The following is a 12,880-nucleotide window of genomic DNA, read 5'->3' as shown; positions in this document are numbered from 1 at the left end:
CTACGTGTGCTTGTTATTCGCTGTCTTCTCTTTCAAACGAAAGCAGGCCCGCGTCAATTTCTTCTAAAGCTTTGCCTACATATTTGTGAGAAATGGTATGTTCAATCTGCTGGTCTTTTTTGATCTGCATTTCACGCGCGCGTCTTGCAGACACGGTCACCAGCGTATATTTAGAATCTAATTTATTCATTAAAGAGTCAATTGACGGATCTAACATAAGTTATTCTACCTCCAGCATTTTCTTATATCTCGGAGCGACGCGTTCACGTTTTAAGTGCTCGGCGAGAACGATTGCGTTAATCTTATCACAAGCCGTTTGGATATCGTCGTTTTCAACGACATAATCATACGCGTCCATCATTTCGATTTCAGCTTTTGCGGCATTCATTCTGTTTTCGATTAAATCGTCGGTTTCAGTTCCTCTTGTCACGATTCTGTTTTTCAGCTCAGAAAGACTCGGCGGCGCTAAGAAGATAAACAGGCCTTCCGGAAATGCATTCCGCACTTGGAGCGCGCCCTGCACTTCAATCTCTAAGAAGACGTCTTTTCCTTCTTGAAGCGTCTGTTCGACATAATCAACGGGCGTTCCGTAATAGTTGCCGACATATTCTGCCCACTCAAGCAGTTTGTTGTTTTCAATCATGCGTTCGAATTCATCTCTAGATTTAAAGAAATAATCGACGCCATCGACTTCGCCCTCTCTCGGGTTTCTCGTCGTGACTGAAATTGAGTATTCAAATTTCGTGTCCTGTTGTGAAAATATTGCTTGCCGAACCGTTCCTTTTCCAACTCCGGAGGGACCTGAGAGAACGATTAATAACCCTCTTTCTTTCATGCGGCAATTACCCCTGCCCTTCATCCATAATTTCTTCTTTCACAGAAAGTCTGTGTGCAACTGTCTCAGGCTGGACGGCAGATAAGATAATGTGATCACTATCCATGACGACAACTGCACGGGTTCTTCGTCCGTATGTAGCGTCTATTAGCATTCCGCGGTCTCTTGCATCCTGGATCATTCGCTTTATTGGCGCAGACTCCGGGCTGACAATCGAAATCATCCGATTGGCGGAGATGATATTGCCAAATCCGATATTAATCAGTTTAATCGTCATCTTCTACGTTCCCCCTGTAAAATAGACGTCTCTAGTGTAACCTGAAGAGGCCGTCTGTAAACAATACGCACAGTCGCTATTCTATATTTTGCACTTGTTCCTTCAATTTTTCAATAGAACTTTTCATTTCAACGACAAGCTTTGTGATTTGATGATCATTGGCTTTTGAGCCGATCGTGTTCGCTTCCCGGTTAAGCTCCTGAACAAGGAAATCAAGTTTGCGGCCGACTGCCCCGCCTTCTTTTAATATATCACGGAATTGAACAAAATGGCTCTTCAATCTGGTAATTTCTTCCGTTATATCAGAACGATCGGCGAAAATGGCGCATTCCGTGATCAGCCTGCTTTCGTCGAGCGCATCCTCCGTCCATTCCTTCATTCGGGCGTAAAGACGCTCGCGGTATTGAATAACAACGGCAGAAGCGCGCTCTTTCACCTGTTCGGACAGCGTCTCAAGCCGCTCGATGTGCAGAAAGCAGTCTTCCGCCAAAAGCCGTCCTTCTTTTTCCCTCATGTCACAAAGTTCCTTTACAGCCAGCTCAGCGGCTTCCCTGATGACTTCTTCAAGCTTGTCATCACGCATCTGTTCTTCGTGTATCTGCGCAATATGTTCAAATTTAAAGAACTCCATTGCATCGGGTTCTGCGGCCAGGCTGTAGCGCTCTTTCATGACGCGTGCGGCGCTCACATATTCATCAAGGAGCTCCCAATCGATGTTCAGGCTTCTTTTTATGAGCGCGTCACTGTTTACAGTGAGAAACAGCTCTACTCTTCCGCGCTGTATATGCTGCAATATCGTTTGTTTCAGCTTATCCTCTACATATAGCAAAGACCGTGGCAGGCGGGCGTTCACTTCTTTGAACCTGTAATTGACGGATTTCAATTCAACGGTTGCCGAGAGATCGCCTTTTGTGCTGCTTGCGCTGCCGAAGCCTGTCATACTCCGTATCATATGAAACACCCAATTCTTTCCCGTTATCAAAATAAAAGGGCAATAGACATGCTATTACCCCTAAGATTATATCATATGGAATTATTTTTTTCTTGTCAAAAGTGAACCCGCCAGCAAAAAAGTAGGTATGCCCGACATACCGATAATCAGCATCCAATCGCCCGGCGTAATCGGCACTGTTTTGAAAATCGGCTGCAGCGGCGGATAATAGATGACGATGACCATCAGGAAGATAGAAGAAATGATGGCCCCGAGCAGATAGATATTTTCAAACGGATTCCGGGAGAAAACAGACGTTTCGCTCCGGCAGTCAAACACGTGTATAAGCTGAGCCAGGACAAGAGTCGCGAATGCAACGGTCTGTGCGTAGGGCAGATTTTCAGGATTGCGGTGATAGACGATGATAAACGCTAAAATGGTTGCAGCTCCGATTAAAAACCCTCTTGATACGACTTTCCAGCCCAGTTTTCTCGCAAACACTCCTTCTTTCGGGTGCCGCGGCTTCCGCCTCATCAGGTCTCCTTCCGGCTGATCCATACCGAGGGCCATCGCCGGCAGCCCGTCAGTGACTAAGTTCACCCACAATATCTGAATCGGAACGAGCGGCAGCGGCAGAGCGAGAAGCATCGCAAACAGCATCACTAAAATTTCACCGACGTTGGAGGCGAGCAAATAACGGACGAATTTTCTTATATTTTCATAGATATTCCGTCCCTCTTTTATGGCTGATTTAATCGTAGCAAAGTTATCATCTACCAGAATGAGAGAAGAGGCTTCCTTTGCCACATCCGTTCCCGTCACGCCCATGGCAACGCCGATATCTGCCTGCTTTATGGCCGGCGCGTCATTAACCCCGTCTCCCGTCATGGCGACGACGTGTCCGTTTTCCTGGAACGCTTTGACGATTTTCAATTTATGTTCAGGCGACACGCGTGCGAAGACGTAGACATCATCGACCGTTTCGATAAGTTCTTTCTCCGTAAGCTCATTCAGCGTCTTGCCGTCCATCACACGCCCCTTTTTCGGAAGAAGACGCAAATCTTTTGCAATGGCCTTTGCCGTTTCGACGTGATCCCCTGTGATCATAACCGTTTTAATGCCGGCTTCACGGCATTCTTTAATCGCCTGTCTGACCTCCGGACGGGGCGGATCAATCATGCCTGACAAGCCGAGTATCGTCAGATTTTTTTCCGCCTGCTCCATTGTCGGCTTTTCTCCGGGCTTAAGCGGTTTATAAGCAATCGCGATCGTACGCAAAGCTTGCGACGCCAGCTCTTTCAGAACCGCTTCCGTTTCTGCTTTCTTTTCTCCTGAAAATGGCGCGCTTCTTGCGTCGTACATCAGATGTGACGAGCGGTCAATCAGCACATCGGGCGCTCCTTTAGTGATGACGAACTGCTTTTTTTCCTGATCCTCTACAATGACGGTCATCATTTTGCGGACGGAGTCAAACGGAAACTCGGCAACCACGCGGTAGTGCCCGCTGAGCCAATCGTTTGAATAGCCGCCCTTTCTTGCAGCCGTCAGCAGCGCTCCTTCTGTCGGATCGCCGTCGAGTACATAATGGCCGTCTTTCAGTGCGATTTCGGATGTGTTGCACAACGCGCCGAAAACCAGCATCTGTTCAAGAATCTTCTCATCTTTCGGCTTGATTTCCCGCTCATCTCGGGTGAAAACGCCCTCCGGCTCATAGCCGATGCCTGACACTTTAAATGTTTTTCCCCCTGACCACATATGGGTGACGGTCATTTTGTTTTGTGTCAGCGTGCCGGTTTTATCAGAACAAATGACAGAGGCGCAGCCCAATGTTTCAACCGCCGGGAGCTTTCTGACAATTGATTTTTGTTTGATCATGCGCTGGACGCCGATTGATAATGCCACCGTAACAATGGCGGGAAGCCCTTCCGGAATCGCGGCGACGGCCAATGACACCCCGGCCAAAAACATGCTGTAAAGCTCATGTCCCTGTAAGACGCCGACTGCAACGACCAATACCGTTAAAAGGAGCGCGACGATAATTAAAATTTTGCCGAGCTCTTCAAGTCTTCGCTGCAGCGGTGTTGAAAGGCTGCCGGCGGATTCCAGCATATCGGCGATTTTCCCCATTGCCGTATTCATTCCTGTACCGACGACGACGCCGACACCGCTGCCGCGCGTTACGATCGTACCCATAAACGCCATATTGCTGATGTCGCCTAACGAAACATCCGGCTTTCTCAGTTTATCAGCTTGTTTAACCACCGGAATTGATTCCCCGGTCAGCGCCGATTCCTCAATTTCAAGGCTTTTCGCTTCAACGATCCGCACATCCGCGCCAATCCGGTCGCCGCTTGAAAATTTCATGATATCGCCGGGAACGAGCTCCTTGGACTGAATTTTCTTCCAGCTCCCGTCCCGCAACGCTGACACATACGGAGTTGACAGCTCTTTTAATGCGTGTAAAGACTTTTCCGCCCGCCGCTCTTGAAAAAAACCGAGAACCCCATTGACAAATACAATCGCCATAATCGCTACGGCATCTACATATTCGCCTAAAAACCCGGATATTAAGGTTGCCGCCAGCAGCACGAGCACCATAAAATCTTTAAATTGGGCGAAAAACACGGCGATCGCCGGTGTCCTCTTGCCCTCCTGAAGCTCGTTCGGTCCGTGCTTTTCAAGGCGTTTTTTCACCTCTTTTTCGGTCAACCCCTGTTTAATGGACGTATTTGTTGCTTTCAGCAAATCGGTTTGTCCCATTTCATGAAACTTCATTCTTCTCGTCCACTCCCCTGCCTCGCTTTAGAGATGTCACTCTGTAAACAAGCTTATTCTGACTCGTCCCTTTTCATGCTATAATTATCGAATGCAGGAAGAAGGAAAGGGTGTTTTATATGTCTTTTGATGGCATGTTTACATACGGAATGACACATGAATTAAACAGCCGGATCGCCGGAGGCCGGATTACGAGAGTCCATCAGCCTTTTAAGCACGATGTGATATTTCATATCCGCGCTAACGGAAAAAACCATAAATTATTATTATCGGCGCATCCGAGCTATTCACGGGTGCACATGACAAACCAGGCCTATGAAAATCCGAGCGAACCGCCGATGTTTTGTATGCTGCTCAGAAAGCATATAGAAGGCGGATTTATTGAGAAAATAGAACAGGCCGGATTAGACCGGATTATGATATTCCGCATAAAAAGCAGAAATGAAATCGGCGACGAAACCGTCAGAACGCTGTATGTTGAAATTATGGGACGGCACAGCAATATTATTCTGACTGACGGAGAAGGAGCCATCATCGACGGACTGAAGCATTTATCTCCGTCGATGAACAGCTACCGGACCGTTCTGCCGGGCTATGATTACAAGCTTCCTCCCGCTCAGGAAAAAATTTCGCCGCTTGCCGCGGATGAAGAGGACGTTTTGCGTTATCTCAGTTTTCAGGAAGGACGGCTTGACCAGCAGATCGTCAGACACTTCTCCGGTGTTTCTCCGCTGTTTGCAAAAGAAGCCGTGCACAGAGCGGGCCTCGCTAACAAAATAACGCTGCCGAAGACGCTGATTGAAATGTTCCATGCCGTGAAAGATTGCAGGTTTACACCGAACATTACGACAGCCGGCGGAAAGGAATACTTTTATCTCCTGTCTCTCACACATGTAAACGGTGAGGAGCGCACCTTTCACTCGCTGAGTGAACTGTTGGACCGGTTTTATTTCGGCAAGGCGGAACGCGACCGCGTCAAACAGCAGGCTCAGGATCTCGAGCGGTTTGTCGCAAATGAACGGAAAAAGAACGCCAATAAGATAAAAAAGCTGGAAAAGACGCTCGACTACTCAGAAAATGCGAAGGAATTCCAGCTATACGGCGAACTGCTGACGGCGAATTTGTACATGCTGAAAAAAGGTGACAAAGAAGCGGAAGTCATCAATTATTATGATGAAGAAAGTAAGACAGTGACCATCCCTTTAAATCCGAACAAAACACCTTCAGAAAACGCGCAGATGTATTTTACAAAGTATCAAAAGGCGAAGAATTCCGTCGAGGTAGTAAAAGAACAGATCCGTCTGGCCGAGGAGGAAATTGCTTATTTCGATCAGCTGATCCAGCAGCTCTCCTCCGCCTCCACAAAGGATATTCACGAAATAAGGGAAGAGCTTGTGGAAGGCAAATATCTGCGACCGAAACAGCAGCGAGGACAGAAAAAACAGAAGCAGCACGTTCCTGTTTTGGAGCAATATGAATCTTCACGGGGATTGACGATTCTTGTCGGCAAAAACAATAAACAAAATGAGTACTTAACGACAAAAGCTGCCGCAAGGGATGATTTATGGTTCCACACGAAAGACATTCCCGGTTCCCACGTTGTGATTAAAAGCAACGATCCGGATGAACAATCCATACTGGAGGCGGCTGCGATCGCCGCTTATTTTTCCAAGGCGAAAGATTCCGGCTCCGTTCCCGTTGATTATACAAAAATCAGACACGTGAAAAAGCCAAACGGCGCAAAGCCCGGATTTGTCACCTATGACAGCCAGCATACCGTATTTGTCACACCTGATGCCGACCTTGTCATACGGCTGAAAAAATAAACGCACCTCCAAGCTGAAACCCGCACTCAGCTTGGAGGTGTTTTTTATTACGTATAAACGGAGACGACACTCTCCCAGCCGTCAGAACCGATCTTTACAATATCTGATCAGTTTCCCGTCATGTCTGCCTGATCCGCCGGGGCCGTCTCGGATTAAAGCAGTCACACCTGATTTGGCGGCGGATACTGTCACCTTCCCTCGCCGCACCTGAGCACATCCGGGCAGTCAATATAATCATGCCGGGTCTCTGACCGTTCCTTTGTATGCGGGCAGAGTCCGGCGGCATTGGGATCAGATACATATTCCGCATCACTTCGCAATCCTGACCGCTTGTCGGCATATACCGTTCAAACTGCCCGCTTTCGTTTTGAATTGTTCACATTCGGGGACTGTGAGGACAGTATAAAAACACCCTGCCTGCTGACAGACAAGGTGTTTTTTATGGTCTTCTTCTTTTCTCAAATAATCGATCCACTTCTTCAGCCAAATCAGCAGTAATGAGAGGCTCTATGTCCTCAGCCAGTCTTTTCGTATGTGCCGGGCTTGCGCCGCTTGTTGATACGGATACTTGAATGCGCCCTTTGCGGATGATCTTCGGCATATACACGCTGCCCTGTTCAGCATCGCTTACACAATTGACCAGCTGCGTTTCAGAAGCGCTCGCGGCTATCTCCTGATTCACGCTGCGGTCATTTGTCGCGGCAATGATGAAAAAAGCGGGCGCGAGATCCTTCATTTCAATTTTACGGGAAACCCAGCGGATGCGCCCTTCATCCGCCAGCTGTTTAATTTCGGGCAGGGCATCGGGACTGATTACAGTAATATCTGCGCCTTCCGGAAGCACCGTTTTGAGCCTTCTTAAGGCAACATTGCCTCCGCCCGCGATGATAATTCTTTTTCCGCTTAAATTAATGTGCAGAGGCAGCATACTGTCCCCCCTTAAAATCAAACTGACCGCCGGGGTTTCGAACAGCTTCTGACACACGGTTCAAAAACGCCTGCTTAATATGCGGGTGAAAACCTAAGTATGAAGCGAGATGAACATTTTGATTGACCGTTTGAAGCTTTTGAACTTCCCGTTCAATCTCAGTCATTAAAAGCCCGGTAAACAGAAGATATGGAACGATAAAAACGGGTGCTCCGTCATCCTCTTCAAGGCCGGCAAACACTTCTTTATAGTGCGGATCACATGCTGTTAAAAAACAAGGGATGACTTCTTTAACAGGTGTAATCGCCTCAAGTTTTCCGGCAATCTCACTGACTGCGTTCTTAACTGCCGGATCTGTGCTTCCTCTTCCGATCAGCACCACTTTCGCCTGCTCAATGGGCACTCCGGTATCTTCAATGCGATGATGCACCGCTTTTACGACTTCATCGTCCACTCCGATCGGAACACCATATGTCACTTTTATATCGGGATGCAGGGCCGCCGCACGGGCGATTTCAGCCGGAATGTCATGTTTTGCGTGGGCAGCGGTCAACAGCAGCAAAGGCACGGCCGCAATATGAGTGGCGCCTTGTCTGACACATGCTTCAAATCCCGCTTCAATAGACGGTTCCTGCAGTTCTAAAAAACAAATTTCCTGAATGGGAGCGTCAGCGTGCGGCATGCACCCTTTTAAAAACGCCGCCGACTCTGTCTGCGCTTTTTTCATCCTGCTTCCGTGCCCGATGTATAAAATCGCCTGCTTCATTTACAACGCCTCGCTCAAATCCAGATTTTTCTGTTCAGATGCATACCAGTCCAGTTTGCAGTGATAATTGACGACATCGCCGATAACAATTAAGCTCGGGTTTTTGATTTCTTCTTTTATCACTGTGTCTGAAAGCGTGCCGACGGTGCAGACGACTGTTTTTTGCCTGTCCGTCGTTCCCCAATGAATAAAGGCTGCCGGGGTGCCGGCGTCTCTGCCGTTTTCCAGCAGCATTCTTTCAATCTGCCGGATATTTTTAATTCCCATATAAATCACCAGCGTATCAATGCCCGTCGCCAGCGCTTTCCATTTTTCTTCAAAGTCGTCTTCTTGTTTATAATGTCCCGTAACGAATGCGACATTGGAGCTCGCCTCTCTGTGCGTCACGGGAATGCCGGCATAAGCAGCAGCCGCGATTCCTGATGTAATGCCGGGAACGATCTCAAACGGAATGGCGTTTTGTGCGAGAGCCTCCGCTTCTTCGCCTCCGCGGCCGAAAACAAACGGGTCGCCTCCCTTGAGCCTTACAACGGTTTTCCCCTTTTTCGCATACTTCACAAGGAAACGGTTGATCGTATCCTGTTTCATAATGTGAAAATCCGGGAGCTTTCCGCAGTAAATCAGATCCGCCTCTTCTCCGGCATACTGTAAAATCTCTTTGCTTACCAATCTGTCATATAATATAACGTCCGCTTTCTGTATGGCTTTCATTGCCTTCACCGTTAATAAGTCCGGATCTCCCGGACCGGCTCCAACGATAAATACTTTCCCCATAGCATGTCTCCCCGATCCGTTTTGAAATCTTCCCAGAACAGCCGCGAGGCCGCACTTCAGCTATTTTACCATATCCCGCCATTGCGGGGGATATCCGGCTGATTGCGCGGCCTTTTTGGACCTATTATGCTAAGCTGTTTTTCACAAAGTCAACCAGTCTTCCGGTGCATTCTTCGCGTTCACATTTGCCTGAATCAAGTACGAGCTCAGGCGCTTTCGGCTCTTCATACGGTGAGTCGATCCCCGTAAAGAACGGAATTTCACCATTTCTTGCTTTTTTATATAAACCTTTCGGATCGCGCTTTTCACATATATCGAGGTCGCATTTCACATAGATTTCATTAAATTCGCCCTCCGCCACAAGCTCTCTCACCTGATCTCTGTCCTCACGGAACGGAGAAATAAAAGCCGTGATGACGATGGTTCCCTGCTGAACGAAAAGCTTCGCCACTTCCCCGATGCGGCGTATATTTTCCTTGCGGTCATCATCGGAAAAACCTAAGTCCTTGTTTAAGCCGTGGCGGATGTTATCACCATCAAGCACGATGACTTGATAGCCTTGTTCAAACAGCTCGCGCGCTGCGGCGTTTGCAATCGTGGATTTTCCTGAACCGCTTAAGCCCGTCAGCCAGAGGATAGAGCTTTTATGCTTGTTTTTCTGCTGGTATTCTTCTTTCGTTATTGAGGCTTCATGCCACACGATATCACGATTTGTCACTCTATTTTCCTCCTTAAGAAACGCCTGCTTCTTCTTTCGTTTTCAGCCCTTTAATCAACACCTCGACAACTTCAGGACGGCTGAATTCCGCCGGCGGCATGACGCCGCTTCGCAGCATTTCTCTGACCTTTGTTCCTGACAGAATGACGTGGTCTTCTCTGTCATGCGGGCATGTTTTGGCCGTTCCCATGTTGCCGCATTTCTGGCAGAAGAAGCTGTGCTCGAATTTCATCGGTGTAATCCCGAGTTCATCCGCTGTAAATTGATCAAACAGCTCTTGCGCTTCATATGTGCCGTAGTAATCACCGACGCCGGCATGATCGCGGCCGACGATAAAATGCGTGCAGCCGTAGTTTTTGCGGACAAGCGCGTGGAAAATGGCTTCTCTCGGCCCCGCATACCGCATAGCCGCCAAAAATACGCCGAGGAACACGCGGTCTTTCGGATAATAATGATCGAGCAGCACCTGGTAGCTTTCCATTCTGACATCCGCCGGAATGTCATCTGATTTTGTTTCACCGACGAGCGGGTTCAAAAACAGGCCGTCAACCGTCTCAAGCGCGGTTTTTTGGATATATTCGTGGGCGCGGTGAACCGGATTTCTCGTTTGGAAACCGACGATGGTTTTCCAGCCCTTTTCTTCGAAGCTTCGTCTTGTATCGGCAGGTTCAAATGTAAACTCGGGAAACTGCTTTGACGCTTTTTTAACTAATGTGATCGGCCCGCCGATATACGTATCGCCGCGTGAAAATAATTTTTTCACGCCCGGATGCGCGGCATCATCGGTTTTATATACGTGAACGGCTTCTTTTTGTTTATCCGGCGTATAAATATCTTCGATGTCGACTACGCCGTATGTTTCTCCGCCGTAAGTCAGTTTCACCGTGTCGCCGACGGCAAGCTCAGCCGCTTTTTCTGAATCGACCGGAAGCGTGATCGGCAGGGACCAGACAACCCCGGATGCCAGACGCATATTTTCAACGACTGACACGTAATCTTTTTCTGTGAAAAATCCTTCAATCGGGCTGTACCCCCCGATCCCGATCAGCTCTAAATCAGCGAACGAAATCAAATCAAGCTCAATTTCTTTTTGGACGGATGTAAGATCATACTGCTCATTTACCCGATTAATTAATGTTCCTCCGTGCGGTGCTAAACTCATAATACATGATTCCTCCCAGTTAACAGATAAATAAACTCAGATTAATAGTTAAATGCCTCCGCCTTGTTCATGGACAGAGCGTTTCTCTTTTCGGATGGCTTTCATCAGACTGGCGGCTCCGCCAGCTGCCAAAAGCACGCTGGCCATCATAAAGATGGAATAGTAATCTCCTTTTAACAGCAGGGAGACAAGCAAATACGAAATCGACAGTGACAAAAACGGCGAAACGACCCATACTTTGAGCATCGTTTTCACGACTTCTTTATGAAAAACGTTCGGCCCGTTTTTGGCCATTCCGATACCGATAATTGATGATGATGTGACTTGCGCCAATGGGACCGGCAGACCGAAGACGGAACTGATAATGACAAGCCCCGCGCCGGTTCCTGAAAGCAGTATGCCTTCTCCGGCTGAAAATCTCGTAATCTTTTTCCCGTTGGTTTCAAGCACTTTGCGTCCTAAAAGCAGAGCGCCGAGAGCGACAAAGATGCCTCCGTACAGCATTCCTTTGGACACGCTGAGCACGCCCGCAGCAACCAAAGGGCCCACCGCATTTGCGACATTGTTCATTCCGGCTGAAAAAGCTTCCCAAAACCCCGCAATCAGCAGCACAATCCCTAAAATCTTCTGTTTCCGACTCGAAATGACTCGAATATTCAGAGAACTGAATACCTTCGAGACGAGAAACGTGAAACAGAACGCGACGAACGGTACGAGCACCCAAAAAATCACGATGACCAAAAGATGCTGTAAAAACAATACTTTGTACGCGACACCGACACCGACAATCGCCCCGACAGTGACCTCACTCGTCGACAGCGGAATGCCGAGCACATTCGCCGTGAATAATGATAGCGCCGCCGATCCGATAATAATGCAGACAATGGTGAGCGTAATGGTTTGTTCGGGAATGATTCCGCCGCTGATCGTCTTAACGACTTCTCCGCCGCCGATAACCGCCCCTGACAGGACTCCGGCCGCGCAGATGATCAGCGCATACGTTTTCTTTTTAACGGCGCCGGACCCATAAGCGACTCCCATTGAAGCCGCGGCTCCGCTTGCTCCGATATTCATGGCAAAAAACAGGCAGAATAAAATAGCGGCTAATTCCATCGTGCAGCTCCTTTATTCATGCAGTCCGCATTCTGTTTTCGCCATGCCGTTCCATCTGCCGCTCCGCAAATCTTCCGCGGTAAACGCAGGTGAAGTGCACGGTTCACAGCCGATGCTCGGATACCCCTGATCATGGAGGATATTGTAATCCAGCTCATGCTTGGAAGTATATCTCCAGATGTCTTTCCATGTCCAATGGATCAGCGGGCATACTTTAATCGATTGAAACTTGTCGTCTTTATTCAGGAAATTCGTATTCGCCCGGCTCGGCCCTTGATCCCGGCGAAGGCCGGACAGCCATGCCGGATGCCCTGCGAGCGCTTCTCTTAACGGCAGAATTTTTCTGATGTAGCAGCACTGGTTCGGTTCTCTTTCCCACAGTTTATCTCCGTGAGCCTCGGCCTGTTCTTCAAGAGTAAGGCTGGGCTTTTTCAGGATAATGTTCAGTCCCGGGTAACGCTCTTTCACTTTTTCGATCGTTTCATATGTTTCTTTAAAGTGAAGACCCGTATCGAGAAACACGATTTCCGCGTCTTTCTTTACTTTAGAAATTAAATCGATCAGGACGATGCCTTCAATCCCGAAGCTGCACGCGTAAACAAGCTGGTCTCCGTAGTGGCCGTATGCCCATTTTAAAACGGACAGCGCGCCTTTATAGGAATCGTCTTCCGGAAATGTAATCGCCGGCTCTTCCCATGTGTCATACGTTAGCATTTTTTCTTTCCTCCTCCCGGAGACAATCAAACAGCTGTTGTTTTCTGCCGGTTGTCTTATC

General features: G+C 48.3%; 13 protein-coding genes. 1 reads left to right on the top strand and 12 read right to left on the bottom strand.

Going from position 1 to position 12,880, the window contains the following annotated elements:
* Positions 1–13 precede the first annotated feature (13 nt).
* From rpoZ to NQS30_RS07420, 5 genes are all read right to left on the bottom strand, one after another.
* Complete coding sequence (rpoZ, locus tag NQS30_RS07440; RefSeq protein ID WP_003154346.1) at positions 14–217, bottom strand: DNA-directed RNA polymerase subunit omega; 204 nt, start codon at positions 215–217, stop codon at positions 14–16.
* A 3-nt stretch (positions 218–220) separates the two neighbouring features.
* Entirely contained in the window at positions 221–835 is a 615-nt protein-coding gene (gene gmk / locus NQS30_RS07435; protein ID WP_003154347.1) for a guanylate kinase, read from the bottom strand.
* 7 nt (positions 836–842) lie between these two features.
* Positions 843–1,112, bottom strand: a complete 270-nt coding sequence (remA, locus tag NQS30_RS07430) for an extracellular matrix/biofilm regulator RemA (RefSeq protein ID WP_003154355.1) — start codon at positions 1,110–1,112, stop codon at positions 843–845.
* Between the two features lie 76 nt (positions 1,113–1,188).
* Positions 1,189–2,064 (bottom strand): YicC/YloC family endoribonuclease, encoded by an 876-nt coding sequence (locus NQS30_RS07425; protein WP_043021142.1) that lies wholly within the window; start codon positions 2,062–2,064, stop codon positions 1,189–1,191.
* 81 nt (positions 2,065–2,145) lie between these two features.
* Positions 2,146–4,818 (bottom strand): calcium-translocating P-type ATPase, SERCA-type, encoded by a 2,673-nt coding sequence (locus tag NQS30_RS07420; RefSeq protein ID WP_025284709.1) that lies wholly within the window; start codon positions 4,816–4,818, stop codon positions 2,146–2,148.
* Between the two features lie 119 nt (positions 4,819–4,937).
* Here NQS30_RS07420 and NQS30_RS07415 point away from each other — a divergent pair, with 119 nt between their 5' ends.
* A complete protein-coding gene (locus tag NQS30_RS07415) occupies positions 4,938–6,644 on the top strand; it encodes an Rqc2 family fibronectin-binding protein (protein WP_043021141.1) in 1,707 nt (568 codons plus the stop codon).
* Between the two features lie 439 nt (positions 6,645–7,083).
* Here the strand turns inward: NQS30_RS07415 and NQS30_RS07410 are convergent, their stop codons facing one another.
* From NQS30_RS07410 to NQS30_RS07380, 7 genes are all read right to left on the bottom strand, one after another.
* The gene (locus tag NQS30_RS07410; RefSeq protein ID WP_015239834.1) at positions 7,084–7,572 is read right to left on the bottom strand and encodes a precorrin-2 dehydrogenase/sirohydrochlorin ferrochelatase family protein; all 489 of its coding nucleotides are present in this window, start codon (positions 7,570–7,572) and stop codon (positions 7,084–7,086) included.
* Positions 7,553–8,338, bottom strand: a complete 786-nt coding sequence (locus NQS30_RS07405; RefSeq protein ID WP_012117524.1) for a sirohydrochlorin chelatase — start codon at positions 8,336–8,338, stop codon at positions 7,553–7,555. Before NQS30_RS07405 ends, NQS30_RS07410 begins: the two co-directional genes overlap by 20 nt.
* Complete coding sequence (cobA, locus tag NQS30_RS07400; RefSeq protein ID WP_007409740.1) at positions 8,339–9,112, bottom strand: uroporphyrinogen-III C-methyltransferase; 774 nt, start codon at positions 9,110–9,112, stop codon at positions 8,339–8,341.
* Between the two features lie 124 nt (positions 9,113–9,236).
* Positions 9,237–9,830, bottom strand: coding sequence for an adenylyl-sulfate kinase (gene cysC / locus NQS30_RS07395; protein ID WP_007611313.1), 594 nt, complete (start codon positions 9,828–9,830; stop codon positions 9,237–9,239).
* A gap of 13 nt (positions 9,831–9,843) precedes the next feature.
* Positions 9,844–10,992: a sulfate adenylyltransferase gene (sat, locus tag NQS30_RS07390; protein WP_043021069.1), complete on the bottom strand. Its 1,149-nt coding sequence runs from the start codon at positions 10,990–10,992 to the stop codon at positions 9,844–9,846.
* Positions 10,993–11,040: 48 nt separating this feature from the next.
* Positions 11,041–12,105, bottom strand: coding sequence for a sulfate permease (locus tag NQS30_RS07385; protein WP_218791626.1), 1,065 nt, complete (start codon positions 12,103–12,105; stop codon positions 11,041–11,043).
* A 12-nt stretch (positions 12,106–12,117) separates the two neighbouring features.
* On the bottom strand, positions 12,118–12,819 hold the full coding sequence (locus NQS30_RS07380; protein WP_003154369.1) for a phosphoadenylyl-sulfate reductase: 702 nt from the start codon (positions 12,817–12,819) through the stop codon (positions 12,118–12,120).
* Between the last annotated feature and the right edge of the window lie 61 nt (positions 12,820–12,880).

This window comes from Bacillus sp. B1(2022) (assembly GCF_040259625.1).
Taxonomy (GTDB): Bacteria; Bacillota; Bacilli; order Bacillales; family Bacillaceae; genus Bacillus; species Bacillus velezensis.
Note: the sequence above shows the minus strand (reverse complement) of the source record. Positions and strands in the feature narration are given on the sequence as shown.

Coding starts and splice junctions, on each gene's coding strand:
- NQS30_RS07420 (WP_025284709.1), bottom strand. CDS start 4,818: ATGAAGTTTCATGAAATGGGACAAACCGATTTGCTGAAAGCAACAAAT.
- rpoZ (WP_003154346.1), bottom strand. CDS start 217: ATGTTAGATCCGTCAATTGACTCTTTAATGAATAAATTAGATTCTAAA.
- NQS30_RS07415 (WP_043021141.1), top strand. CDS start 4,938: ATGTCTTTTGATGGCATGTTTACATACGGAATGACACATGAATTAAAC.
- sat (WP_043021069.1), bottom strand. CDS start 10,992: ATGAGTTTAGCACCGCACGGAGGAACATTAATTAATCGGGTAAATGAG.
- cobA (WP_007409740.1), bottom strand. CDS start 9,112: ATGGGGAAAGTATTTATCGTTGGAGCCGGTCCGGGAGATCCGGACTTA.
- NQS30_RS07385 (WP_218791626.1), bottom strand. CDS start 12,105: ATGGAATTAGCCGCTATTTTATTCTGCCTGTTTTTTGCCATGAATATC.
- NQS30_RS07410 (WP_015239834.1), bottom strand. CDS start 7,572: ATGCTGCCTCTGCACATTAATTTAAGCGGAAAAAGAATTATCATCGCG.
- gmk (WP_003154347.1), bottom strand. CDS start 835: ATGAAAGAAAGAGGGTTATTAATCGTTCTCTCAGGTCCCTCCGGAGTT.
- NQS30_RS07425 (WP_043021142.1), bottom strand. CDS start 2,064: ATGATACGGAGTATGACAGGCTTCGGCAGCGCAAGCAGCACAAAAGGC.
- NQS30_RS07380 (WP_003154369.1), bottom strand. CDS start 12,819: ATGCTAACGTATGACACATGGGAAGAGCCGGCGATTACATTTCCGGAA.
- remA (WP_003154355.1), bottom strand. CDS start 1,112: ATGACGATTAAACTGATTAATATCGGATTTGGCAATATCATCTCCGCC.
- NQS30_RS07405 (WP_012117524.1), bottom strand. CDS start 8,338: ATGAAGCAGGCGATTTTATACATCGGGCACGGAAGCAGGATGAAAAAA.